The organism is Methyloversatilis sp. (assembly GCF_051861465.1).
Taxonomy (GTDB): Bacteria; Pseudomonadota; Gammaproteobacteria; order Burkholderiales; family Rhodocyclaceae; genus Methyloversatilis.
Map to the genome: position 1 here is coordinate 416,504 of NZ_JBHYCQ010000001.1, position 24,135 is coordinate 440,638.

A 24,135-nucleotide genomic window follows, 5' to 3' on the forward strand; every position below is an offset into this window, starting at 1 on the left:
ACATGAACGCCCCCGAATCCGTCGCCCAGTTGCTGTCTGCCGAACCTGCAGCGCTGCCCTGCTATCACTGCGGGCTGCCGGTCGATGGCGCACCGCGCTACCGCGTGCGCATCGACGGCCAGGAGCGCCCGATGTGCTGTGCCGGCTGCGCCGCCGTCGCGGAAGCGATCAGCAGCGGCGGGCTGGAACAGTTCTACCGCCATCGCGATGCGCTGCCCGAAGCCGCGCCCGAGGCAGGCGGCGGGCGTGACCTGTCGGTCTATGACCTGCCGGAAGTGCAGGCGGATTTCGTACGCAGCGTGGCGCACGCGCAGTGTGCCGACGCACGCGAGGCGCTCCTGATCATCGAAGGCATCCGCTGTGCCGCCTGTGTGTGGCTCAACGAGCAGCACGTCGGGCGGCTCTCGGGCGTGCTGACGCTGGACATCAATTACGCCACGCGCCGCGCCCGCGTCGTGTGGGATCCGGCGATCACGGGTCTGTCCGCCATCCTGCAGGCGGTCGCCGACATCGGCTACCAGGCCTGGCCGAACGACCGGGCGCACGCCGAATCGGTCGCGCGCAACGAGCGGCGCGACGCGCTGTGGCGACTCGCAGTCGCCGGTCTCGGCATGATGCAGGTCATGATGTATGCGTGGCCCGCCTACGTCGCCGGCGAACTGGAACTGTCGGACAGCATCGCCGCGCTGATGCGCTGGGCCAGCCTCGTGCTGACCGCGCCGGTGGTGTTCTACTCGGCCGCGCCTTTCTTTTCGCGCGCCTGGCGCGACCTGATGGCGCGCCGGGTCGGCATGGACCTGCCGGTCGCGCTCGGCGTCGGCTGCGCGTTCGCCGCCAGCCTGTGGGCGACGGTCACGCGCTCCGGCGAGGTGTATTTCGACTCGGTCACGATGTTCGTCTTCCTGCTGCTGGCGGGCCGCTATCTGGAACTGGTGGCGCGCCAGCATGCGGTGCGCGGCGTCGAGAATCTGGCGCAGGTCATGCCGGCACTGGCGCAGCGCTTCACCGCCTGGCCCGCCACGGCGACCGAGGCGGTACCGGTGGTTCGACTGGTGGTCGGCGACCACGTCGTCGTCGCGGCCGGCGAAGTCATTCCGGCCGATGGCCGGCTGGTCGACGGGCGCAGCGAGGTCGACGAAAGCCTGCTGACGGGTGAATCGAAACCGCAGGCGCGCGGCGTGGGTGACCGCGTGGTCGGCGGCAGCCTGAACATCGCGTCGCCGGTGGTGCTCGAGGTCGAACAGGTGGGGGAGGCGACGCGGCTGGCGGCCATCCGCCGGTTGATCGGTCGCGCCTCGGCGAGCCGGCCCGACGTGGTGCAGTTCGCCGACCGCATCGCGCTGCATTTCGTGTCGGCGCTGATCGTGCTGGCCTGCATCACGGCGGCGGTCTGGCTGTGGATCGAGCCGGCGCGGGCGCTGTGGGTGTTCGTGTCGGTACTCGTCGTGAGCTGCCCGTGCGCGCTGTCGCTGGCCACCCCAGCGGCGCTCACCGTGGCCACGGGCGTGCTGTCGAAGAGCGGCCTGCTGGTCACGCGTGCGCACGCCATCGAAACGCTGGCGCGCGTCACGCATGTGGTGTTCGACAAGACCGGTACGCTGACCACCGGAGACATGCATGTGCAGGCGGTCGTGCCGTTCGGCGAGCTTGGCGCAGCCGAAGCGCACGCGCTGGCCGCTGCGCTGGAACAGCATTCCACCCACCCGATCGCGCGCGCGCTCCGGCAGGCCGCGGGCGATGCACCGCTGCCGTCGGTAAGTACGCTCGAAGCCGTGACCGGGCAGGGCGTGCAGGCCCTGCATCAGGGCCGCACGCTGCGCCTGGGTCGCGCCGATTTTGTCTGCGCGGCGTCGGGCTGCGCGCTGCCCGAAGTGCCGGATGGCACGGCGACACCCGTCTGGCTGGGCGACAACGACGGCCTGATCGCCCGCTTCGATCTGATCGACACCGTGCGCAGCGGCGCGCCCGAACTGCTGGCAGCGCTGCGGGAACGCGCCATCGCGGTCACGCTGCTGTCGGGGGACGCGCCGGCGCCGGTGGCCGCCCTGGCAAGCGAACTGGGCATCGCCGATGCGCACGCGCGCATGAGTCCGGAAGCGAAGCGCGCCTTCATCGAGAGGCTGCAGGCCAACGGCGCCGTGGTCGCCATGCTGGGCGATGGCGTGAACGATGCGCCGGTGCTGGCGCAGGCCCAGGTGTCGGTCGCCATGGGCAGCGGCACCGAACTGGCGCGCGCCCAGGGCGACATGGTGCTGCTGTCGGCCGGCTTCGCGGCGCTGACCCGCGGCTTCGATACTGCGCAGGCCACGCTGGCCGTGGTGCGGCAGAATCTGCGCTGGGCCTTTGCCTACAACATGCTGGCCATTCCGCCGGCGATGTTCGGCTGGATCACGCCCTGGATGGCGGGCGTCGGCATGTCGCTCAGTTCGCTCGCCGTGGTGCTCAACGCATTGCGTCTGCAGCGCCGGGGTAACAGATGAAGGGCGCCGGCTGATGGACATCCTGTGGCTGCTGGTACCGTTGTCGGTGCTGATCGCGCTCGGCATCGGCATCGTTTTCGTCTGGTCGGCACGCAGCGGGCAGTTCGACGATCTCGAAGGGCCGGCTCACCGCATGATGATGGACGACGACCGCGCGCCGCTGAAGGCGCCCGAGCGCGACAGCACGGATCGTTGATATCGAGTCGCCGGTGGCTTTCGTGATCCGCATCGCTGGAACGAATTCGCATCCCGGATAGACTCAAGGTCGTGATGTCTGCCAGAGGAGAATCTCGATGACGAGTTGTACCGAACACGCGCACCACGATCACCAGCACGGCCCGAACTGCGGTCATCGTGCGGTCAGCCACGACGGCCACGTTGACTACCTGCACGACGGTCACCTGCACCACGTGCATGGCGACCACGTCGACGAACACGTCGTGGCCGTCAGTGCGACCAACCCGGCGGCCTGCACACCGCAGCATCAGTGCGCCGCCCACGCGGCCGACCACGTGCATGGACCGGGCTGCGGGCACGACGCCGTGCCGCACGGCGATCATGTCGACTATCTGGTCGATGGCCATCTGCATCATCCGCACGGTACGCATTGCGACGACCACGGGCCGCTCAAGGCGGCCTGATGCGCAGTCTGACCTGCGCGCGGCTATCATGCGCGCAGGTCAAGTTCTGCGTCCGTTCCATGTCCCTTCATCCAGCTGGCGCCGCATGGCACGCGCCGGCGTTGTTCATGCCGTCCGCCCTGCGCGGCTGGCTCACCGATCCGCACTCGCTCACGTCGCGCATCCGCGCGCGCTGCCGCGCCTTTTCGGTGCGCCCGCTGCGCCAGTGCGCCGCGCGTGGCGAACGCGACGAAGCGCCGCTGCTCGGCGTGGCACCGGCATGCCGGGTGCGCGTGCGTGACGTGCTGCTTTACGCCGACGGCGTTCCGGTGGTGTTCGCGCACAGCGTGGTGCGCCTGCCTGACGTGACCGGTGCCTGGCACATGTTCGCCGGTGTCGGCGTGCGGCCCCTGGGAGAACTGCTGTTCGCCGACGCGCGCATCGCGCGTTCGCCGCTGTCGGTGCGCCGGCTCGACGATCGCCATCCGCTGTACCGGCGGGTACGCGCGGCCGGCATCGTGACCGATGCACCGCTGTGGGCGCGCCGTTCGCTGTTCCTGCGGGCCGGCCGGCCGCTGCTGGTGACCGAGGTGTTCCTGCCGGCGATCGCGAGGCTGGCCCCATGAATCTGCTGGCACGGCTCAATGCCTGGGAACGCCTGATGCGGCTCGACAAGCCGATCGGCATCCTGCTGCTCGCCTGGCCCACACTGTGGGCGCTGTGGGTCAGCGGCGGCGGCAAGCCGTCGCCCTTCATCGTCTGGATATTCATGCTGGGCACGGTGCTGATGCGCAGTGCCGGCTGCGTCATCAATGACTTTGCCGACCGCAACTTCGACGGCCACGTCGAGCGCACGCGCAAGCGGCCACTGGTGACCGGCGAGGTCGGCACGCGCGAGGCGCTGCTGCTGGCGGCCGGGCTTGCGCTGTGTGCCTTCATCCTCATCCTGCCGCTGCATCGGCTGGTCATCCTGCTGTCGTTTGCCGCGCTGTTTCTCGCTGCGAGCTATCCCTTCACCAAGCGTTTTTTCGCCATTCCGCAAGCTTGGCTGGGCGTGGCGTTCGGCTTCGGCATCCCGATGGCCTATGCGGCGCAGCTGTACACCGTGCCGAACGAAGCCTGGCTGCTGCTTGCTGCCAATGTGTTCTGGGCCATCGCCTACGACACCGAGTACGCCATGGTCGACCGCGAGGACGACCTGAAGATCGGTATCCGCACTTCGGCCATCACCTTCGGCCGCTTCGACGTTGCTGCCGTGATGATCTGCTACGGCATCACGCTGTCGCTGCTGGCGATCTACGGTCAGCTGGAAAATCTCGGTCTGCCGTTTTACCTTGGTCTGCTGGTCGCGGCCGGCATTGCCACCTACCACTACACGCTGATCCGCGAGCGCGACCGCGCACGCTGCTTTCGCGCCTTCCTGCACAACAACTGGCTGGGTGCAGCCGTGTTCGCCGGCATCGTGGCCGATTACGCGCTGCGCTGAGGGGCAGCGTCCGCGGTTTGATGCACCGGCGTTCGGGATCGCGATGCGTTCTCCTTCGCCCGCTGGATGGAAAAAGGGGCCACCGGCTGTGCGCCGGCGGCCCCTTCAAGCGACTGAATCGCTCAGCCGCGACGGCGGGCGGCGAAGCCGATCAGACCGAGGCCTGCGAGCAACATCGCGTAGGTTTCGGGCTCCGGAACCGGCGCGATTTCGACCGACAGAAGCGGGCGGAGGCTGGTCACGCTGTACTCCGACGTATCGAAATCGATGCCGTTGGTGCCGTTCGTGAAGGGCAGCAGTGCCCAGCCATAACCCGGCAGACCGCCTGCAGCCATGCCCTGCAGCGTTGCAGTGACATCGATCACCAACGTGCCGTTGGCGACGTTCTCGGCGCCGTTGCTGGCACCGATGCTGAACAGAGACGCGACGGAAGCTTCCACGCCGTCGGCCTGAACGCCACTGCCGAAACTGTTCCAGGTTGCGCTGCCCTGCGCCCAGTCAGTCAGCATGTCATGGACCGTGAAGCCGCTGCCCGGGTTGAAAACGTTGAGCGTCAGCGTCGCCGACACCACGGTGAAACCACTGCTGATCTGGCCGGTGCCATTTCCGAACAAACCGTCGAAACGGATCAGACCCTGGTTGGGCTGCAGGCCGGGGCTGCCATCGTCACCATCGACGCTGATGTCCGATTCGCTGCCGTAGTTGGCGCCGGGCGCTGCGCTGCGGATGACTGTGTCCTGTGTCCCGGCATAGCCGTTGAGACCGTTCTGGAATGTCAGGGTGTTGGCGGCGGCAGTGGCCGGCAGGGCGGCCAGCAGCGCGCTGGCGATGAACAATTGACGCATGGTCATGGTTTTTTCTCCTGAATGTAACAAGTGCTGACCGAAAAAAACCGGCGCGGTGTTCTGCGCCGGTTGAATGCCGAGATGGGTGCGCGTCGCCTTACAGCGCGCCGTTGTCCCACGGACCGGTGATGGCGTAGGTGATGCCCGGGCTCTGGATGCCAACGAACAGCCACTCGTTGTGGAAGGTGGCGCCGACGAATTCCGAACCGGTGCTGTTGGACGAGAAGCGAACGCCCGACGGACGGGTATAGGCACCGAAACCGGTAGCCGAGAAATTGGCGTTGTTCTGCGCGAACTTGAAGTGCGTGCCATCCAGCGTCAGGCCGTACAGTTCCTTCGGGTTGCCGCCGCCGTCCTCGCACAGGATCAGGCTGCCGCGCGGGCTCCAGGCGATGTTGTCCGGACCGTCGACGTCATCCACACCACCCGCCGATTCGTAGACCAGCGCGAAGGTTTCGCGACGCGGGTCGTAGGCGAAGATCTGGCCCCTGCGCGCTGCACCGCCGCTGGTCGAGCAGACGTAGATCACGCCGTTGCCATACCAGATGCCTTCACCACGTGCGATGCTCGACGCGCCCTGGATCAGACCCTGGGCGCGAACGCCGCCATAGCTGGTGCCCGTCACGAAAGGCTTGTTCGGTTCGTCGATGTCTACCCACTCCACGTCGAAGGTGGCTCCTGGAGTCTGACCGACCGCAGTGTTGTAGTAAGGGTAGCGCGTGCTGTTGATTTCGATTGTGGCGTTGGTGGCCGTCTTGAGCTTCATCATCTGCAGCTTGCCACCCCTCTCGAGGCGACCCGGCTCAGTCGGGATGAAGCGATAAAGGCCGCTCGGCGTGGAATCTTCAGTTTCGTAGATATAGCCGGTGACCGGATCAACGGCGACAGCTTCGTGGCTGAAGCAGCCCATGTCGACCAGAGGCACCGGGCGTGCAGCGCCCGAGGCCGGCACATCGAAGCAGTAGCCATGCTGCTTGGCCGAGCCGTTGTGCGGTCCGTCGCTGCTTTCTTCACAGGTGATCCAGGAGTTCCACGGCGTCGGGCCGCCAGCGCAATTGCGGATCGTGCCGCCGAGGGTCGCCCACGAACCGACCCACTGGCCGGTGCGCGGCGAAAACATCATGTTGGTCGTGCCGCCGCCGCTGGTCGGGTCATAGGTGATCTTGGCCGGTGCGTAGCTGACGCTGCGACCACGCTCGTGGTTGCGGCCGATGATGACCTTGGAGGCGTCGGACGCGATCACGGCCATGCCGTCGTGGTTGCTCGGCGTCGGGATGCCGTCGTTCATGATGTCGCCGGTCCAGCCGAACGACGAGTAGGTGAAGCCTTCCGGCAATTGCAGCAGCGGCAAGCCGGTGGTCTGGTCGGCGACCGGGGCGAGCGGGCCGTAGTCCGGGCTGTACGGCAGCTTGGCGGCATGGGCGCGGCCGGAACCCAGCAGGCCGAAAGGCATGGCCACGGTGGCCGCAGCGGCCACGCTGCTCTTCATGAAGCCGCGGCGGCCATAGGTCCAGTGCGGGTCCATTTCCTTGGCGGCGTCGGTCTTCGCGAAATCGCGCAGGGTGTCGATCAGATCGTCACGTGTCGTCATGTGTTTTCTCCGTTTGAGTGCGGTGGTTCGGATGGATCAGCGTGCGCGGTTGCGGCGCACGCGGGCGAGGCCGCCGAGCAGGCCGAGACCGAGCGCGAGCTGGGCCCAGGCTTCGGGTTCGGGGACCGAGGCGGTGATGCTGTAGTTGAAGCTGTCGATGCCAACGCCGGCGCCGTCCTGCCAGTCGGCGATGGCCAGCACGAACGTGCCCGTGCCGTAAAGGTTGCTGAAGCGCACGCTGGCCGCTTCGCCCGGACCGCCGAGGCTGAACGGCGAACTGCCGTCGGCGCCGGCGACGAACACGGTGTTCAGCGATGAATCGGTGATGTTGCCGAAGTAGTTCAGGGTGTCGGTTTCGACGCCGTACCACACGCCGATGATCGGATCGAACATGCTGTCGGACGGCGTGACGGTGATTTCAACGTCGGCCATGAAGTCGGCGTTGAACGTCCAGAAGGACCAGTTCTCGGCATTGGTGAGACTGAAGTCGTAGCTCTCTGCCTTGACGGATCCGGTGAAGGTGCCGCTGCCGAAGTTGCCGCTGATGACCGGTGCGGCCGCTTGCGCGCCGGTCGATAGCAGCATGGCCGAAACGGCCATTGCGAGGATTGAAGGGGTTTTCATTGAACTCTCCGTGTCTGGGTTGCAACACGAAGAAGTCTGGCGGCCGAAAAATTAACAGCCGTTAACAAACCATGAAGGTTTCGATCCCTGAGGCGTAGGCCGATCGGATTGTTTTCTCGGGTGAGGTAGTCCGAATGGATTAGATCGTGTGCGAACTGGATCGCAGGGTGCTGCGCCCTTTCGTCGATCCGCTGGCCAGCGCGCCGAGTGTCGCCAGTGCTGCATCGACGCGCGCGTCCCAGCGCACCGCGCACATGAGGCGCACGCAGTTGCGGTACTTGCTCTGCGGCGAGAACATCGGTCCGGGCGAAATGCTGATGCCGGCGGCCAGCGCCTGCGACTGCAGCTGCAGCGCATCGACGTGTTCCGGCAGTTCCAGCCACAGGATGAAGCCGCCGGCCGGCCGCGTGCAGCGGGTGCCCGCCGGGAAGTGGCGAGCGATGGCGGTCTGCATGCGCGCCATCTGCTCCGCGTACTGGCGTCGCACGCGGGCCAGGTGGCGCTCCCAGCGGCCGGTCGCGAGATAGTCGGCCAGTGCACGCTGCGGCAGCAGGGCGGTGGCCATCGTGCTGCCGTACTTCAGCTGTTCGACCTCGCGCCGCCAGCGCCCGGCGACGATCCAGCCGATGCGCAGGCCGGGCGCGATGGTTTTCGAGAAGGAGGAACACAACAAGACGTGGCCGCTGCGGTCCCACGCCTTCGCCACGCGTGGGCGCTCGCCGTCGTGTGCCAGTTCGCCGTAGATGTCGTCTTCGATCAACGCGATGTCGCGTGCCGACAGCATCTGCACCAGGCGCCGCTTGTGCGCATCCGGCATCGACGCGCCGCTCGGATTGCTGAAGCTGGTACACGCCAGGCAGGCCTTGACCGGCCAGCGCTCCAGCGCCAATTCGAGCGCGTCCGGGCTGATGCCGGTCTGGGGATCGGTCGGGATCTCGAGCGCCTTCAGCCCGAGCGACTCGATCAGCTGCAGCGTGCCGAAGAAGGCCGGCGATTCGATGGCCACGATGTCGCCCGGCCGTGTGGTCGCACGCAGCGCGAGCGTCAGTGCTTCCTGACAGCCGGTGGTGATGACGATGTCGTCCGGGTGGATCTGGCAGCCTGACTCCACTGCACGGCGCGCGATCTGCACGCGCAACGCTTCTTCGCCGACGAATTCGCCATAGCGCGCGCTGCCCGCGTCGTCATGACGCAAGGCGCGCGCGAGACTGGCGCGCACGTCCTTCACCGGCAGGAAGTCGGCGTGCGGAATCGCGGTGCTGAACACCAGCAGGTCGTCCCGGTGCGAAGCGCGCATGACTTGCGCGACGCGCTCCGACATCGTCACTTCGCCCGGCGATTCATGGTCGCAGGTCTGGTGGGCGCGCGGCGGCAGCGCCTCGGGCGTGCGGGCAAAGAAGCCGGACTGTGGCCGCGCCTCCAGCCAGCCCTGTGCTTCCAGCTTGCGATACGCCGAGATGCAGGTCGCGATGCTCAACTGCTGCTGCTGAGCGATGCGCCGCACCGACGGCAGGCGCTGCCCGGGCGGATAGACGCCGGCACGGATGTCGGCGCGCAGCCGGTCGGCGAGTGCTTCGTAGCGATTCATGCGCGGCTCCCGTAAAACCTGCCCCACTGTACTGCCCGTCACTCGGTACTGATCGATACAGTTACCGGGGCGCTGCATGGGTACAGCTTCGGTTGATGCAAAACTGTACCGGTTCAAACGGACCTTGGTGTATCTGTATCGATAGGCGGTGAACAGGGATGATGGCGTCGGGAAATACGACACATGCCTCTGGAGAACCGTCATGCCGATGATTACGCTGCAGCTGTCCCGCCCGCTCGATGCCGACACGCGCCTTGCGGTGACCCGCGCGGTGACCGACCTGACGGCAGAAATCCTGGGCAAGAAGCGCGAGCTGACGGCACTGGCGTTGTCGCATGTCGAACACTGGTCGGTCGGCGCGGAAGGCGTCGGCGGGTCACTGACGGCCTTCCACCTGGACGTGCGGGTGACCGCCGGCACCAACACCCGGACGGAAAAGTCCGCCTATATATATGCAGTCTGGCAGTCGCTCGACGAGCTGCTCGGTCCGCTGCATCCGGCGAGCTACATCATCGTGACCGACATCGCCGCCGACAGCTGGGGGTATTCGGGCGAAACCCAGGAGTTGCGCCATGTCCGCGCGCGGCTGGCTCAGTGACTGGGCGCGCCATCTGAAGGAAGCCGGCCGGCGACGCCGCGCCCGTGCCGAACTGCGCGCCATGAACGACCTCGAACTGCGCGACATCGGCCTGGGCCGCTCGGACATTCCTTCGGTGCTGTCGGGGCGCTTCGCCCGCGTCGATCGCCTGGATGCGCCACCTGGCCATTGATGCGGTGCGCCCGACAGGCCTCATCCGCGCCGGCCGCTCTTCCGGAAAGTCCTGCTCACCTGATGCGGCAGCGTGGTGGGCACGCGGACCCCGGATCAGGTCTTGATCGCACCCCGGATGTTCATCGCCGCCAGGCCAAGCTGCAGCGCGACAAGCGCCGGTGCGGCCGCGTGCACGCCCCAGGCGATCCACAAGACGTTGCTGAGCATGAACAGCCAGAAACCGGAGTTGCGCCGGCTGGCCTGATTCGACGCCACCAGCCAGGCTGCCGCGATGGTCGCGACCATGGCCGGCCATTGCAGCAGATCAAGCAGCACGGCAGACGGCAGGCTCGACATCAGCGCACCGGCTCAAGACGTCCGGAGTGATGGACACCGACGCAGGTTGCACGCGTCATGCGGTGTGAGCGATCAGACGCACCACACCGCGGGCGCGGACACTACCCAGCTGCGCCATGTCCACCTTGTGCCTGACGTAGTCGGCCCACATGATCATCCGGACATCGAAGTCGTCACCGTCGGGTTCGATATCGTGCACACCGGAAAAGATTGCAATCAGCGCGGCCTGCTTCGGCGTCATGGCGTGCACATGCGTTTGGAGGCCCGGAATGTTCGAGTCAGCCCAGCGTGCCATCGGGAAATGCTCCATTCATGGTTGGGGTGGGTTGCGCCCTGATGCGGGTGGTGTGCGGCTTCGATCCAGTCAATGAGGTCATGGCCATGGGTCAGTCGGCAATGCATCGGCGCGCCGGACTTCAGACCGGTCCGTCGGCGGATGCTCACCGCGCAACGGTGATCGAACGTCGTTCTGCAGTCGGTGCGTTGTCGAACGCTGGCGACGCGCGATGACCGCGCCGCACCGGGAACGTCCCGCGTCTTTGTGTGATCACGCACAGACTTCCAGCGCCCCGGGCGACATTGTTCCTGCACGAATCCGCGTGGGAAGCCTCGATTTTCTGGCGTTCATCGAACCGAGTGATCGACGACAGCGAATGCGATCCCGTCTGCCGTGCAACACAACCATGAGTCATGAAAAAACAAAAATCCACGCTACACATCGCGCCTGGAACCGGCGCCCCATCGGGGTGCGCAACGCCCGTGCGCCCTTCTTCCGGCAGGAATGAACCGTTTCGGAACATGGAGCAGATGACACGCCAGACCGGTGCACATGCGTCGTTGATGCAGGTCGCACCCGACGCATCCGCACTGCCTCAGGCACCTGTTGCATGGCACGCCACAGAACTCGACGCCCGTGCAACCCGCGAACTGGGTCGCTGGCTGCTGGGTGAGGGCTACCATCACACCACCGTGACGCCGGATACCCATGGTCGGGTCCTGGCGCACCGCGCGCTGCAGGCCAGAAGCCTGCGTGACGTGTTCGGCTGGAGTCAGCCGTTCATGCAGGATCTTCTGCCCGTCGAAGCGTTCGATCTGCTCGCCCGCGCCGGCGCACTTGAAACGGTTGCCGGCGGCCTTTTGCGCAGCCGCATCCGCTTTTCCTCGCTGGACGACCTGTTGCTGGTGCATTCGGCCTATCCGACGACCGCTGCTGACGCGGTGTTCTTCGGCCCGGACACCTACCGCTTTGCCCGGCTCATCGAACGTACGCTGTCGCAGTCCCGGACACCGATCTGGCAGATCATCGACGTGGGGTGCGGAACCGGCGCCGGGGGTCTGTTCGCTGCGCGCCGGTTGGGCGCACTGGCGCAGCTGACGCTGCTCGATCTGAGCGATGCAGCGCTGCACTGTGCGCGCATCAACGCAGCCGTTTTCGGCATTCGCGCCGACTGCCGGCGCAGTGATCTGCTGAACAACATGCAGGGCAGTGCCGATCTGATCCTGTGCAATCCGCCCTACCTGGTCGACCCTGCACACCGCCTTTATCGGGACGGTGGCGGCACCTACGGAGATGACATGTCCATGCGCGTCGTCGTTGAATCCTTGCCACGCCTGAGGCCGGGCGGGCGTCTGGTCCTGTATACCGGCAGTGCGATCGTCGATGGCGTCGACTCGTTCCGCAGCGCGGTCGAGCCGGTGCTGCTGCGCGCCGGAGCGCGCTTCGAATACAGCGAGCTCGATCCTGACGTCTTCGGCGACGAACTGGACCAGCCCGCCTATGCGGGCGTCGAGCGGATCGCCGCGATCGGACTGGTCGTGCATGCGCCCGCTGCGGCGCCGCTCCGGATATGAACGAGGATCTTCACAGGCGGCTGGCCCGATTGAACCGCCAGCGACTTCAGCCCGGCATGGCCGACGCCCAGTGGCGTGCCGGCCTGCGCGAGCAATCGGCCCTGCGCGAACTCGAGGGTGTGTTTGTCGAAGCGGAGCGGGCGGCGCTGACGGAGCAGCTCGATGCCCTGCCAAGCGGTGCCGACGCTTTCATGAACTGGTTCGAAGGCCTGGCCGAGACCGGCCCGGGGCAGGACGACCCGCTGTTCCGCTGGCTCGCCGACTCTGCCAGCCTGTCGCAGATGCGCTGGTTCATCACCCAGGAGATTGCCGGCGAGGCCGGCTTCGACGATCTGGTTGCGCTGACTCAACTCGGTTTGCCGCGGCAGGCGAAGCTGGAACTGGCGCGCAATTACTGGGACGAGATGGGGCGGGGCAACGAGGACGGCATGCACGGCCCGATGCTGGAAGAGACGGCGCGCGAGCTGAATCTGAAGCCCGAAACGGCGAACACCGTGTGGGCCGCACTTGCGCTGGCCAATCTGATGCTCGCGCTGGCGAGCAACCGGCGCTACGCCTGGCAGTCGATCGGCGCACTGGGCGCGGTCGAAATGACCGCCCCCGGCCGTGTCGGTCTGGTCAATGACGGCCTCAAACGACTGGGTGTGCCGACACAGGCCCGTCGCTATTTCCAGTTGCACGCAGGGCTCGATGTACAGCACTCGCTGTGCTGGAACCGCGAGGTGATCCGGCCGCTGGTCGCCGCTGACCCTTCACGGGCACGACCCATTGCGGAAGGAGCCTTGCTGCGCCTGCGCTTCGGCGCCCGCTGCTTCGCGCAGTACCGCGACGAACTGTGGATGGATCCCGCCGCATCGCCCGCAGTGAAGGCGCGCAACGCGGCGTGAGCTGATCCGACCTGCGTGTGCTGTCGAACGGACCGCACGGGTGGAACGCTTGAAGCTGCGTCGACGAAAAGCCGACCCTGCACATTCCACGGCAGGTTGCAGACCACACGATCCGGAGGATTTACAGTGAAAGCACTCGTCTACAACGGTCCGAATGAAGTCAGCGTCGTCGATGTTCCGGACGCCAAGATCGAGCAGCCGACCGACGTGCTCGTCCGCGTCACCACGACGAATATCTGTGGCTCCGACCTGCACATGTACGAGGGCAGGACCGACATGGAACCCGGCCGGATCCTCGGCCACGAAAACATGGGCGAAGTGATCGAAGTCGGCAAGGCCGTCACGCAGGTCAAGGTGGGCGACCGCGTGTGCCTGCCCTTCAACATCGCCTGCGGTTTCTGCAAGAACTGCGAGCGCGGCCTGACCGGCTTCTGCCTCACGGTGAATCCGGGAACGGCGGGCGGCGCCTACGGATTCGCCGGCATGGGGCCGTACAGCGGTGGTCAGGCGGATTACCTCAGGGTGCCGTTCGGCGATGTGAATTGCCTCGTGCTTCCGCCGGATCTCGAGGGCAAGGAAAACGATTACGTCATGCTGTCCGACATCTTCCCGACCGGCTACCACGCAACCGAACTGGCGGGCGTCGAAGCCGGTGACAGCGTCGTCATCTTCGGCGCCGGGCCGGTCGGTCTGATGGCTGCCTGCTCTGCCAAGCTGAAGGGTGCCAGCAAGATCATGGTGGTGGATGTGCTGAAGGATCGTCTTGCATTGGCCGAACAGATCGGTGCCATCGCGATCGACAACTCCGACGGCACCGCGGTGGATCAGATACTGGACCTGACCGATGGCCAGGGTGCGGACCGCGGCTGCGAATGCGTGGGCTATCAGTGCTGCGATCACCACAATCACGAGGTGCCGAATCTCACGATGAACAGTCTGGTGAGCGCGGTCGCGGCCACGGGTTCGATCGGTGTGGTGGGCGTATTCATCGGCGCCGATCCGGGCGCCGCCGACGAACTGGCCAGAAAGGGGCAGATCGCCTTCGATTTCGGCAAGTTCTGGATGAAGGGCCAGCGCATGGCGACCGGGCAGGCGAATGTGAAGGCGTACAACCGCAAGCTCTGCGCGCTGATCGCAGCCGGAAAGGCGACGCCTTCCTTCATCGTTTCGCACGAACTGCCGCTGAGTGATGCGCCCCGGGCGTACAGGCACTTCGGCGCGCGCGACGAAGGCTGGACCAAGGTGGTGCTGAAGCCAGGTTCGTAACGTCCGCCCGTCGGCATCCCGGGGCGCAGCCGCCTGATCCGGCGCGTCAGGCCTGCCTCACGGCCTGATCCGCAGGGCCGCGGCGACGGTCGCGAAATGGATGTCCACGATGTCGTCGATGTTTTCCGCGTAGCCGCCCGCCATCGCAATGGCCAGCGGCAGACCGCGCGTGCGGCACCAGTCGAACACCCGGGTGTCGCGCGCGGCAAGACCAGCCTTGCTGAGCTTGAGCCGGCCGAGCCGGTCGCCCTCGAACGGATCGGCGCCGGCCAGGTAGATGACGAACTGCGGCGCAAAACGGCGTTCGAGCGTGGCCAGTGCGTCGTCGAGCGCGGCAAGATAGGCCTCGTCGCCGGTGCCGTCGGGCAGTGAAACGTCGAGATGGCTGCATTCCTTGCGGAACGGGAAATTGCGGTCACCGTGCAGCGACAGCGTGAACACATCTTCGGCCCGGCCGAGAATTTCCGCCGTGCCGTCGCCCTGATGCACGTCGAGGTCGACGATGGCCACGCGTTCGATGCCGTGTTCCGCCTGCAGCAGCCGGGCGGCGACCGCAGCATCGTTGAACACGCAGTAGCCGGCGCCGCTAGCGTGTTTGGCATGGTGCGTGCCGCCGGCCAGATTGACCGACACACCGTCGCGCAGCGCGCTTCTGCAGGCGGCGATGGTGGCGCCGGCGGAGCGGCGCGAACGTTCGATCATCTGCGGCGACCACGGAAAACCGATCATGCGCACTTCCTGTGTCGTCAGGTCGCCGCGGCTGACGCGCGCCACATAGGTGGCGTCGTGCGCACGCAACAGTTCGGCGTCGGTCGCGGCCGGCGGTTCGCACAGCACGATGTCCGGAAGTTCGGCGGCTACGCGTTCGCGCAGCCGGCGGTACTTGTCCATCGGGAAGCGATGGGTGTCGGGCAGCGGCAGGACGAAGTGATCGGCGTACCAGGCGAGCATGTCGGGTGTGGGAGCAGGGCGGTCGCGCATTCTGACAGCGGGCCGCGCACGACGGTTGCGACAGCGGTACCGGAACATAGGCGGCGCGTCGCTGTCTGTCGCCGCACCCGGGGTACGGCGCCGTCACTTATCGCTTACCATCGGTCGCGCCCTGTGCGGGATGCAACAGGGCGCGAAGCACTGGAGCCGCACCACGACATGAAATACACGGATTTGCGCGACTTCATCGCGCAGCTCGAAAAGATGGGCGAACTGAAGCGCGTCGCGCGCCCGGTGTCGCCCAATCTGGAAATGACCGAAATCTGCGACCGCGTGCTGCGCGCGCAGGGCCCGGCCATCCTGTTCGAGAACGCCACCGGCTTCGACATGCCCGTACTGGGCAACCTGTTCGGCACGCCGGGCCGGGTGGCGCTCGGCATGGGCGTCAGCGGCGAGCAGTGGGCCGAGGCGCTGCGCGACATCGGTCGCACGCTGTCGATGCTCAAGGAACCCGAACCGCCCAAGGGCCTGCGTGACGCGTGGGACAAGCTGCCGATGATCCGGCAGGTGTTTTCCATGGCGCCGAAGAAGGTGTCGTCGGCCGCGTGTCAGGAAGTCGTGTGGGAAGGGAAGGATGTCGACCTCCGCCGCCTGCCGGTGCAGACCTGCTGGCCGGATGACGCCGGGCCGCTGATCACCTGGGGCTTGGTCGTGACGCGCGGGCCGGACAAGAAGCGGCAGAACCTCGGTATCTATCGCCAGCAGGTGATCGCGCCGGACAAGGTGATCATGCGCTGGCTGGCCCACCGCGGCGGTGCGCTCGACTTCCGCGACCATGCGCGCAAATTCCCTGGCACGCCGTTTCCGCTGTCGGTCGTGCTCGGATGCGATCCGGCGACGATACTGGGCGCGGTGACGCCGGTCCCCGATACGCTGTCCGAATACCAGTTCGCCGGCCTGCTGCGCGGCAGCCGGACCGAACTGGTGAAATGCATCGGCAACGATCTCGATGTGCCGGCCAGCGCCGAAATCGTGCTCGAAGGTGAGTTGCGCCCGGACGCGCACCACCCGTCCGGTTACGAACACGCGCCGGAAGGGCCGTTCGGCGACCACACCGGCTACTACAACGAAGTGGCGGAGTTTCCGGTGTTTACGATCTCGCGCATCACGATGCGCCGGAACCCCATCTACCACTCGACCTACACCGGCAAGCCGCCGGATGAACCGGCCATGCTGGGCGTGGCGCTGAACGAGGTGTTCGTGCCGCTGCTGCAGAAGCAGTTTCCGGAAATCACCGATTTCTATCTGCCGCCGGAAGGGTGCTCGTACCGGCTGGCCGTGGTGTCCATGCGCAAGCAGTACCCCGGTCACGCCAAGCGCGTCATGTTCGGCGTGTGGAGTTTCCTGCGCCAGTTCATGTACACCAAGACCATCATCGTGGTGGACGAGGACGTGGACATCCGCAGCTGGCAGGAGGTGATCTGGGCGATGACCACGCGCATGGACGCACGGCGCGACACAGTCATCGTCGACAACACGCCGATCGACTATCTCGATTTCGCCAGTCCGGTCGCCGGTCTGGGGTCCAAGATGGGGCTGGATGCGACCAACAAGTGGCCGGGCGAAACCACGCGCGAATGGGGGCGAACGATCGCGATGGACGCTGACGTGAAACGCCGGGTGGACGCGATGTGGTCCGAGCTGGGGCTTTGAGTTTTCCGCCGCGGTCAAACAACAAGAGGAATGCACCATGGCCATCGGCCTTTACATCATTGGCGACGAAATCCTGTCCGGGCGCCGTCAGGACGGTCACTTCGCCAAGGTCCGTGCGCTGTTGGCCGAACGCGGCCTGCAGCTGTCCTGGGTGAGCTATCTGGGCGATGAGCGCGAGCGGTTGATCGAATCCTTCCGCCGCACCCTGTCGACCGACGACATCGTGTTTTCCTGCGGCGGCATCGGCGTCACGCCGGACGATCACACGCGACAGGCCGCAGCCGCGGCGCTGGGTGTCGAGTGCGTGCTGCATGCGGAAGCCGAGGCGGAAATCCGCGCCCGCTTCGGCGCTGAAACGACGGAAAACCGCTTGCGGCTAGGCGAGTTTCCAGCCGGCAGCCGCATCATTCCGAATCCGTTCAACCGCATACCGGGATTCAGCTTCGGTCATCACCACTTCGTGCCCGGCTTTCCGGAAATGGCCTGGCCGATGATCGAATGGCTGCTCGACAACCCTTACCGCGATCTGCACCACACGAGCGCCTGGCGCGAATCTTCGGTCTATGTGCCGAACGCGCATGAAAGCCGGCTGCTCGACATGATGGAAGCGATCGAGCGCGAGCACGGCGTGACGGTATTCAGCCTGCCCAGCTTCGGCAATGCTGAACGCGCCTATCCGCACATCGAACTGGGTGCCAAGGGTGAACCCGCAAAGGTCGCCGCAGCGATGGCGGCCATGCGCCACGAACTGATGCTGCGCGGCCTGACCGTGCAGGACGCAGCCGACCGCTGACCGGCAGTGGCGGCGCGGTCTGCAGCTGGCCGTGCAGAGCCAGATGGTTCCACGGGCGGCGAGCAGCGAAGTTTTTGTGGGAGCGGCGATCCACTGTTGGCCCTGCATGGCCAACCGGCTCCGCGGGCGGCGAGCAGTGCTCGCCGAAACCCCCGCTCCGCCCTCGCCGCGATCAGTGCCGCGACCGTCGTTGTGCAGAGCGCGTATCTTGGTGAGGCCGTCGCTCCCACTCGGGCGGCTCCTGCAGAATCTTCGACGTTCGGTCCTTGCCTGCAACCGCTGCACGGCGCCTGTCCTGAAGCGATGCAAGACAGGGCACGATGGGCACGGGATGGGTCTGCGCCGCATCGATGCCTACAGTGTTCGCGGTTGAAGTTCCGTTGATCAGGGCAAAGGCATCCGGATCGACAGACGAAAAAAAGCCCCGCACTCGGCGGGGCTTTTTCATTCAGCTTGAAGATTTAGGCAGCGGCCTTCTTCTTCGCGGCAGTGCTGGCCGAACCCACGGCGCGCACGGTAGCCGACGTTGCAGCATTCACATTGGCTTCAGCCATTTCCACCGCTTGCTTGGCAGCCTTGCTCATGCTGTCGTAGGCGCTGTTGGCGGCGGCGATGGCCGACTTGACGGCGGCGACGGCGACGTCCGAACCGGCCGTAGCTTGCTTGGCGGCCTGGTCGAGCGTGGTGCTGACGGCCTTGTTCACTTCACCGACCTGGGCTTCGACGACCTTGGTCAGCTCTTCCTGGGTCTGCGAAAAGATTTCATAGACGCTGCGCGAGTAGGCAACGGCCTTTTCGATCGACGGCTGCACCAGACCGCTTTGCAGCGACACGATGTCCTGCACGTCCTTGGCACCCATCATGGTCTTCACGTTGGCGACGCTGTCTTCCAGCATCGAACGGGCGGTATTCAGATTCAGTGCGGCGAGGCGCTCGGTGCTCGCGAAGGCGGTATTGGCCAGCGTCAGCAGGGCTTCGATGGTGTTCTTGTTTGCAGCGGCGAAATGTTCAGTCGTGAAAGCCATGGTGTAAGTCTCCATACATTTGATTGAAAGAGCGACCACGAAGCGAACAGATCGTTAAACGCTGACGGGCCACCAAAATGCGTGCAGTACATACAGAACCAGCAGCGTCTGTATTGCACCGCACCATGAGGACGATTATAGGGGTGAGCGAAACGATGTCAAGCTGTTTTTGTTGCACTGCACACAAAAGCTTCGAAGCGACTTCGGTAACGGAATCAATGTGATGTGAACGGTCGTTCAGATCTGGATCCGCGTATCTGCTGCGCACTCAACATACACGGGTGTATGTTTTCAGGTCAGTTCCGACAGCAATCTTGCTGCGGTGCGCTCGGTCTCGCGCAGATACGACATGCCATGAAGGTTGTAGTGGTTGAGCAGGTGGTACAGCCGGTACAGCCCGCGCCTCGACGGAGCATTCGGATGCAGCGGCGAACGCTGCAGGTAGGCCGCGTACATCGCGGTCGGAAACCCGCCGAACATTTCGGCCAGCGCGAAATCCGTCTCGCGGTCACCGTAATGCACCGCCGGGTCGAACACCGTCGGGCGGCCATCGCCATCGACGCCGGCATTGCCATGCCAGAGGTCGCCGTGCAGCAGCGATGCCGCCGGGCGGTAGTCGAGGAACAGCGCGCCGATCCGTTCGACGATGCCCTGGACGTTGTTGACGAGTGACCCGCGCAGTCCGTCTTCGACGGCCGTCGCGAGCTGCGGCAGCAGGCGCTTGCGGGCGAAGAACAGCGGCCACGATTCGGAGCTGCCGTTTTCCTGCAGGCTGTCACCCAGCCAGTTGTCGCGGTTCAGGCCGTAATGCGGCCCGTGCACAGCGTGCAGCGCGGCCAGTGCTTCGCCGAAGCGCCGACCGTCGTCGGCATCGCGCACCGGCTGCAGTTCCAGCCATTCGAGTGCGAGCCAGGCGTATGCGTCGTTGCTGCCTTGCGAACGGATGGACGGAATCCGGAAGGTGCCGGTCTGCGCCAGTAGTGTCAGGCCGTCGGCTTCTGCCGCCAACACGGCGGCCCGGTCAGCCGGCAGCAGCTTGACGAAGAGCGACCCGTGTCCGGTATCGATCCGCAGCGCACGACGGGTGCGCCCGGCCGGCAGTTCGGTGACTGCATCGAACCGGCTGCCCAGCGTCGCGGCGATGTGCCGAGCCAGCGCCTCCAGCGTCACGCGCCCTGACCCCAGCTGTCGGCGAGGCGCGCATTGGCCGACGACAGCCGGCTCGCCAGTACCTGCAGGAACACCTCGTAGAAGCGCATGCGGCAGGTTTCGGACGCGCGGCGGATGCGCTCGCCGTCGATCACGAACAGCAGGCTGTCGGTATTGCTGTGCACATCGTTGGCGCGCAGCTTCTGGTCGCGCGCGACGATCGACATTTCTCCGCAGCACTCGCCGGCGGTCAGTATGGTCAGCGTGCGGCCGAACTTCGAGACCGATACGTCGCCCTCGGCAATCACATACAGGTGGTCGCCCTGTTCGCCGTCCTTCATTAGCAATGTGCCGGCGGCCACCCGTTCGAGCCGCGCAAAACGCGCGACTTCCCACAGTTCGACATCGCTGAAGTCGGTGAAGAAGGACAGGGTGCGCAAAAGCCTGAAGTGCTCGGCGGCATCCGAATCTTCGTCGCGCGGCCTGAGCCGGCGGTTGCGGAAGGCCTGGGCGAGGTCATGCGTGAAGTCGGTCCAGTTCGCGTAGCGCAGCGCGATGTCCTTGTGCATGGCGCGCGCGACCACGGCGTCGAGCGCCGGCGGCAGGCCGGGCCGGTGCACCGACGGCGGCGGCGGCTCGACGTGGATGATCTGATATACGAGGCTGTAGTTGTTGCTGGCCTGGAATGGAAGCTCGCCGGCCAGCAGCTGGTACAGCACGACGCCCAGCGAATAGATGTCGGTCTGGTGGTTCAGCGGCATTTCGCGCACCTGCTGCGGGCTCATGTACGCCGGCGAGCCGACGCCTTCGACCTGGGTGCGCTGATTGGCGGTGAACATCGCCGCGCCGAAATCGCTCAGCTTGATGTCGCCGTCGCGCGTCAGCAGGATGTTGGCCGGCTTGATGTCGCGGTGCGTGATGCCGAGCTGGCATGCGTAGTCGAGCGCGCGCGTACACTTGAACATCAGTTCGACGATGCGCTCGACCGGCAGCAGGAAAGGCCGCTGGGTATGCGCGTCGAGCGTGCCGCCGGCGACATATTCCATGACGATCCATGCTTCGTCGTCGCCGACCACCGCGTCGTGGATCGGCACGATGTGCGGATGCTGCAGCTTGTCGGCCAGCGACGCTTCGTTGATCAGCAGGTTGCGGTGCATCTTGCCGCGCGTGCGGTCATTCAGCACATCGGGGTCGATGCACTTGATCGCGACCTCGCGCTGCGCGTCCGGATCCCACGCGAGCCACACGGTGCTGGTGCTGCCGCGACCGATGATGCGCCGCAGCTGGTAGCGGCCGAGTGTGCTGCCGGGCGGGTAGTCCTTCGGGCGCACGCTGTCCATCGTTCAGACGTTGGTGAGCCGCTGGTTGGCCAGCGCCAGCCGCTCGACCAGGATGCGCAGGAAGGCCCGGTCGAAACGGTGCCGGCAGGGTTCCGATGCGCGCTCCAGCGCGGCATTCGCCAGATGGATCACCACCGACTCACACAATGTCGACACATCGGCGCCGCGTGTGCCGTGCTCCGGCGTGAGCCAGGCCATCTCGCCGACGCACTCGCCGGCCGACAGCACGTTGAGCAGCTTGCGCGCCTTGGTGACCTTCACCTCGCCCTCGGCGAGAATGAAGAAGCCGTCGGCCGCATCACCCTCGCGCAGCAGCATCTGACCGCCGGCCATGCGGTGCCATTCGCCCAGCCGCACCACTTCCCACAGTTCGACGTCGGTGAAGTCGCGGAAGAAGGCGAGCCGGCGCAGCGAGTTGAATTTTTCGCTGTCGGCGATCCGGTTGTCCTGTTCGCGCAGCGATTCGCCGCGGAAGGCTTCGGCCAGATCGAAGGAAAAGGCGTCCCAGGTCGGGTAGCGGTCGTCGAGCGACTTCTGCAATGCGCGCATCACGATGGCGTCCAGCGCCGGCGGCAGCTCGGGCCGGAGCGCCGATGGCGGCACCGGCTCGGCGTGCGTGATCTGGTACATCATGCTGTAGTTGTTGCTGCCCTGGAACGGCAGCTGGCCGGTCAGCAACTGGTACATCACCACGCCGAGCGAAAAGATGTCGGTCTGGTGGTTCAGCGGGTGTTCCTTGATCTGCTGCGGACTCATGTAGGCAGGAGAGCCGACGCCCGACACCTGGGTTTCGCTGGCCGAGATCGACATCGCAGCGCCGAAGTCCGACACCTTCACATTGGTGCCCGGCTGGTGGTGACCATCGTTGCGCGGCTCTTCCACGCGCATGATGTTGGCCGGCTTCAGATCGCGGTGGATGACGCCGAGCCGCCACGCAAAGTCGAGCGCGCGCGTGCATTTGAAGATCATTTCGAGCACGTCGCCGATCGGCAGCAGCCGGTCCGGCCGGGTGTGCGGCTCCAGCGTGCCGCCACGCACGTATTCCATCACAAGATACGCCGGATCGGCGTCGGCCACCGCGTCGTAGATCTGCACGATGTGCGGGTGGGTGAGCTTGCCCGCCAGCGAGGCCTCGGCGATGAAGAACTTCTTCTGGAAACGCTCGGACTTGCCCCCTTCGCCTTCCGCCGCACCGCGCGCGACGATCTTGATCGCCACGTCGCGGTTGCCGAACGGGTCGTGTGCGAGGAATACCTTTGAGGTTGCGCCTTCGCCAAGCAGGCGCTGGATGCGGTACTTGCCGAGTAGATCCATGTCAGCAGCCCGCCCGGCAACGGGCAGACAGGATCCCGTGTTCAGCCATGATTCAGCCAGCCGCCAGCCGGCCACGCGCACGCACGATGGCGGCGCGTACCTGTTCCGGCGCCGTGCCGCCGATGTGATTGCGCGCCGACAGCGATCCTTCGACCGTCAGCACCGCATACACCGACGCGTCGACCAGCGGCGAGAACGATTTCAGCTCGTCGAGCGACAGGTCGGACACGTCGCACCCTTTCTGTTCGGCCAGACGCACTGCACGGGCCACCGCCTCGTGCGCGTCGCGGAACGGCAGGCCGCGCTTGACCAGCCAGTCGGCCAGGTCGGTTGCGGTGGCGAAACCCTGACGCAGTGCGGCGCGCATCGCATCAGGCTTGACCCGGATGCCGGTCATCATGTCGGCGAAGATGGTGAGCGTGTCGCGCAGCGTGTCGGCGGTGTCGAACAGCGGTTCCTTGTCTTCCTGATTGTCCTTGTTGTAGGCCAGCGGCTGGCCCTTCATCAGCGTGAGCAGCCCGACCAGATGGCCGTTGACGCGGCCGGTCTTGCCACGCACCAGTTCGGGCACATCCGGGTTCTTCTTCTGCGGCATGATCGACGAGCCGGTGCAGAAGCGGTCGGCCAGATCGATGAAACCGACGCGCGGGCTCATCCACAGGATCAGCTCTTCCGACATGCGCGACAGGTGGGTCATCACCAGCGCCGCCGCCGCGCAGAATTCGATCGCGAAATCGCGATCGCTGACTGCGTCGAGTGAATTTTCGGTCACCGCCTCGAAACCCAGCTGTTCGGCGACGAAGTGCCGGTCGATCGGAAAGCTGGTGCCGGCCAGCGCGGCCGAACCCAGCGGCAGCCGGTTGGTGCGGCGGCGGCAGTCGATCAGGCGTTCGCGGTCGCGCTGCGCCATTTCGAAGTAGGCCAGCAGGTGGTGGCCGAAGGTGACCGGCTGGGCCACCTGCAGGTGGGTGAAGCCGGGCATCGCGGTGTCGGTGTGCTGGGTGGCCAGATCGAGCAGCGCGGACTGGAAATCGGTCAGCCGTGCGAGGATGACGTCGATCTCGTCGCGCAGCCACAGCCGGATGTCGGTCGCCACCTGGTCATTGCGGCTGCGACCGGTGTGCAGGCGCTTGCCGGCGTCGCCGACCAGAACGGTCAGGCGCTTCTCTATATTCAGGTGCACATCCTCATCGTCGAGATTCCAGTTGAACTGCCCGTTCTCGATTTCCGCTTCGATCTGCGTCATGCCGCGCCGGATGTCGTCCAGATCGGCCTGCGCGATGATGCCCTGTCGCGCCAGCATGGCGGCGTGGGCCAGCGAGCCGCGGATGTCCTGCCGCCACATGCGGCGGTCAAAAAATACCGAAGCGGTGTAACGTTTCACCAGTTCGGACACCGGCTCAGAAAAACGGCCCGACCAGGCCTTGGTCGGCTCGGGCTGCGAAGGATGGCTCATGATGGCAACAGGTAGAAGAAACGCGATGGGAAGCGTCGGGAAAAGGACTGCAAGTATAGGCCACCGGGC

At 65.8% G+C, this 24,135-nt stretch carries 24 protein-coding genes; 12 read left to right on the forward strand and 12 right to left on the reverse strand.

The window, feature by feature from the left end; all coding sequences use genetic code 11:
* The first annotated feature begins 2 nt into the window (after positions 1–2).
* The 5 genes from ACTIFF_RS01915 to ubiA all read left to right on the forward strand — a co-directional run bounded on the left by ACTIFF_RS01915 (position 3) and on the right by ubiA (position 4,586).
* Positions 3–2,480: a heavy metal translocating P-type ATPase gene (locus tag ACTIFF_RS01915; RefSeq protein ID WP_439535287.1), complete on the forward strand. Its 2,478-nt coding sequence runs from the start codon at positions 3–5 to the stop codon at positions 2,478–2,480.
* Positions 2,481–2,493: 13 nt separating this feature from the next.
* Entirely contained in the window at positions 2,494–2,676 is a 183-nt protein-coding gene (ccoS, locus tag ACTIFF_RS01920; protein ID WP_439535288.1) for a cbb3-type cytochrome oxidase assembly protein CcoS, read from the forward strand.
* A gap of 97 nt (positions 2,677–2,773) precedes the next feature.
* Positions 2,774–3,121: a hypothetical protein gene (locus tag ACTIFF_RS01925; RefSeq protein ID WP_069039604.1), complete on the forward strand. Its 348-nt coding sequence runs from the start codon at positions 2,774–2,776 to the stop codon at positions 3,119–3,121.
* 59 nt (positions 3,122–3,180) lie between these two features.
* On the forward strand, positions 3,181–3,726 hold the full coding sequence (locus ACTIFF_RS01930) for a chorismate--pyruvate lyase family protein (RefSeq protein WP_439535289.1): 546 nt from the start codon (positions 3,181–3,183) through the stop codon (positions 3,724–3,726).
* Positions 3,723–4,586, forward strand: coding sequence for a 4-hydroxybenzoate octaprenyltransferase (ubiA, locus tag ACTIFF_RS01935; RefSeq protein WP_439535290.1), 864 nt, complete (start codon positions 3,723–3,725; stop codon positions 4,584–4,586). The genes ACTIFF_RS01930 and ubiA overlap by 4 nt, the downstream gene beginning before the upstream one ends.
* A gap of 122 nt (positions 4,587–4,708) precedes the next feature.
* Here ubiA and ACTIFF_RS01940 read toward each other — a convergent pair whose 3' ends face one another.
* The 4 genes from ACTIFF_RS01940 to ACTIFF_RS01955 form a co-directional block, all read right to left on the reverse strand.
* Positions 4,709–5,437, reverse strand: coding sequence for a DNRLRE domain-containing protein (locus ACTIFF_RS01940; RefSeq protein WP_439535291.1), 729 nt, complete (start codon positions 5,435–5,437; stop codon positions 4,709–4,711).
* Between the two features lie 91 nt (positions 5,438–5,528).
* Positions 5,529–7,022, reverse strand: a complete 1,494-nt coding sequence (locus tag ACTIFF_RS01945) for a PhoX family protein (RefSeq protein ID WP_439535292.1) — start codon at positions 7,020–7,022, stop codon at positions 5,529–5,531.
* A 36-nt stretch (positions 7,023–7,058) separates the two neighbouring features.
* Positions 7,059–7,646 carry a PEP-CTERM sorting domain-containing protein gene (locus ACTIFF_RS01950; RefSeq protein WP_439535293.1) on the reverse strand — a complete coding sequence of 196 codons (588 nt, stop codon included), beginning with the start codon at positions 7,644–7,646 and terminating at the stop codon, positions 7,059–7,061.
* Between the two features lie 139 nt (positions 7,647–7,785).
* Positions 7,786–9,234 carry a PLP-dependent aminotransferase family protein gene (locus ACTIFF_RS01955; protein ID WP_439535294.1) on the reverse strand — a complete coding sequence of 483 codons (1,449 nt, stop codon included), beginning with the start codon at positions 9,232–9,234 and terminating at the stop codon, positions 7,786–7,788.
* A 202-nt stretch (positions 9,235–9,436) separates the two neighbouring features.
* On the opposite strand from ACTIFF_RS01955, the gene ACTIFF_RS01960 reads away from it, so the two are divergent.
* Positions 9,437–9,832, forward strand: a complete 396-nt coding sequence (locus tag ACTIFF_RS01960; RefSeq protein ID WP_439535295.1) for a tautomerase family protein — start codon at positions 9,437–9,439, stop codon at positions 9,830–9,832.
* The gene (locus ACTIFF_RS01965; RefSeq protein WP_439535296.1) at positions 9,807–10,004 is read left to right on the forward strand and encodes a DUF1127 domain-containing protein; all 198 of its coding nucleotides are present in this window, start codon (positions 9,807–9,809) and stop codon (positions 10,002–10,004) included. The genes ACTIFF_RS01960 and ACTIFF_RS01965 overlap by 26 nt, the downstream gene beginning before the upstream one ends.
* A gap of 95 nt (positions 10,005–10,099) precedes the next feature.
* Here ACTIFF_RS01965 and ACTIFF_RS01970 read toward each other — a convergent pair whose 3' ends face one another.
* Both ACTIFF_RS01970 and ACTIFF_RS01975 read right to left on the reverse strand, forming a co-directional pair.
* Complete coding sequence (locus ACTIFF_RS01970) at positions 10,100–10,342, reverse strand: hypothetical protein (protein WP_439535297.1); 243 nt, start codon at positions 10,340–10,342, stop codon at positions 10,100–10,102.
* 55 nt (positions 10,343–10,397) lie between these two features.
* Positions 10,398–10,637 carry a hypothetical protein gene (locus ACTIFF_RS01975; protein ID WP_439535298.1) on the reverse strand — a complete coding sequence of 80 codons (240 nt, stop codon included), beginning with the start codon at positions 10,635–10,637 and terminating at the stop codon, positions 10,398–10,400.
* Between the two features lie 512 nt (positions 10,638–11,149).
* On the opposite strand from ACTIFF_RS01975, the gene ACTIFF_RS01980 reads away from it, so the two are divergent.
* The 3 genes from ACTIFF_RS01980 to ACTIFF_RS01990 all read left to right on the forward strand — a co-directional run bounded on the left by ACTIFF_RS01980 (position 11,150) and on the right by ACTIFF_RS01990 (position 14,346).
* Positions 11,150–12,193 (forward strand): methyltransferase, encoded by a 1,044-nt coding sequence (locus tag ACTIFF_RS01980; protein ID WP_439535299.1) that lies wholly within the window; start codon positions 11,150–11,152, stop codon positions 12,191–12,193.
* A gap of 29 nt (positions 12,194–12,222) precedes the next feature.
* Positions 12,223–13,080: an iron-containing redox enzyme family protein gene (locus tag ACTIFF_RS01985; protein ID WP_439535300.1), complete on the forward strand. Its 858-nt coding sequence runs from the start codon at positions 12,223–12,225 to the stop codon at positions 13,078–13,080.
* Between the two features lie 126 nt (positions 13,081–13,206).
* The gene (locus tag ACTIFF_RS01990) at positions 13,207–14,346 is read left to right on the forward strand and encodes a glutathione-independent formaldehyde dehydrogenase (protein ID WP_439535301.1); all 1,140 of its coding nucleotides are present in this window, start codon (positions 13,207–13,209) and stop codon (positions 14,344–14,346) included.
* Positions 14,347–14,403: 57 nt separating this feature from the next.
* Here ACTIFF_RS01990 and ACTIFF_RS01995 read toward each other — a convergent pair whose 3' ends face one another.
* Complete coding sequence (locus tag ACTIFF_RS01995; RefSeq protein WP_439535302.1) at positions 14,404–15,297, reverse strand: histone deacetylase family protein; 894 nt, start codon at positions 15,295–15,297, stop codon at positions 14,404–14,406.
* Between the two features lie 198 nt (positions 15,298–15,495).
* Here ACTIFF_RS01995 and ubiD point away from each other — a divergent pair, with 198 nt between their 5' ends.
* Both ubiD and ACTIFF_RS02005 read left to right on the forward strand, forming a co-directional pair.
* Positions 15,496–16,989 (forward strand): 4-hydroxy-3-polyprenylbenzoate decarboxylase, encoded by a 1,494-nt coding sequence (gene ubiD, locus ACTIFF_RS02000; RefSeq protein WP_439535303.1) that lies wholly within the window; start codon positions 15,496–15,498, stop codon positions 16,987–16,989.
* Positions 16,990–17,026: 37 nt separating this feature from the next.
* The gene (locus tag ACTIFF_RS02005) at positions 17,027–17,782 is read left to right on the forward strand and encodes a competence/damage-inducible protein A (RefSeq protein ID WP_439535304.1); all 756 of its coding nucleotides are present in this window, start codon (positions 17,027–17,029) and stop codon (positions 17,780–17,782) included.
* Positions 17,783–18,243: 461 nt separating this feature from the next.
* On the opposite strand, the gene ACTIFF_RS02010 is transcribed toward ACTIFF_RS02005, so the two are convergent.
* The 5 genes from ACTIFF_RS02010 to argH all read right to left on the reverse strand — a co-directional run bounded on the left by ACTIFF_RS02010 (position 18,244) and on the right by argH (position 24,066).
* Positions 18,244–18,807 (reverse strand): phasin family protein, encoded by a 564-nt coding sequence (locus tag ACTIFF_RS02010; protein WP_439535305.1) that lies wholly within the window; start codon positions 18,805–18,807, stop codon positions 18,244–18,246.
* 291 nt (positions 18,808–19,098) lie between these two features.
* Complete coding sequence (locus tag ACTIFF_RS02015) at positions 19,099–19,977, reverse strand: fructosamine kinase family protein (protein ID WP_439535306.1); 879 nt, start codon at positions 19,975–19,977, stop codon at positions 19,099–19,101.
* Positions 19,974–21,296 (reverse strand): protein kinase domain-containing protein, encoded by a 1,323-nt coding sequence (locus ACTIFF_RS02020; protein ID WP_439535307.1) that lies wholly within the window; start codon positions 21,294–21,296, stop codon positions 19,974–19,976. Before ACTIFF_RS02020 ends, ACTIFF_RS02015 begins: the two co-directional genes overlap by 4 nt.
* Positions 21,297–21,299: 3 nt before the next feature.
* Positions 21,300–22,610 carry a protein kinase domain-containing protein gene (locus ACTIFF_RS02025; protein ID WP_439535308.1) on the reverse strand — a complete coding sequence of 437 codons (1,311 nt, stop codon included), beginning with the start codon at positions 22,608–22,610 and terminating at the stop codon, positions 21,300–21,302.
* 52 nt (positions 22,611–22,662) lie between these two features.
* Complete coding sequence (argH, locus tag ACTIFF_RS02030; protein WP_439535309.1) at positions 22,663–24,066, reverse strand: argininosuccinate lyase; 1,404 nt, start codon at positions 24,064–24,066, stop codon at positions 22,663–22,665.
* Between the last annotated feature and the right edge of the window lie 69 nt (positions 24,067–24,135).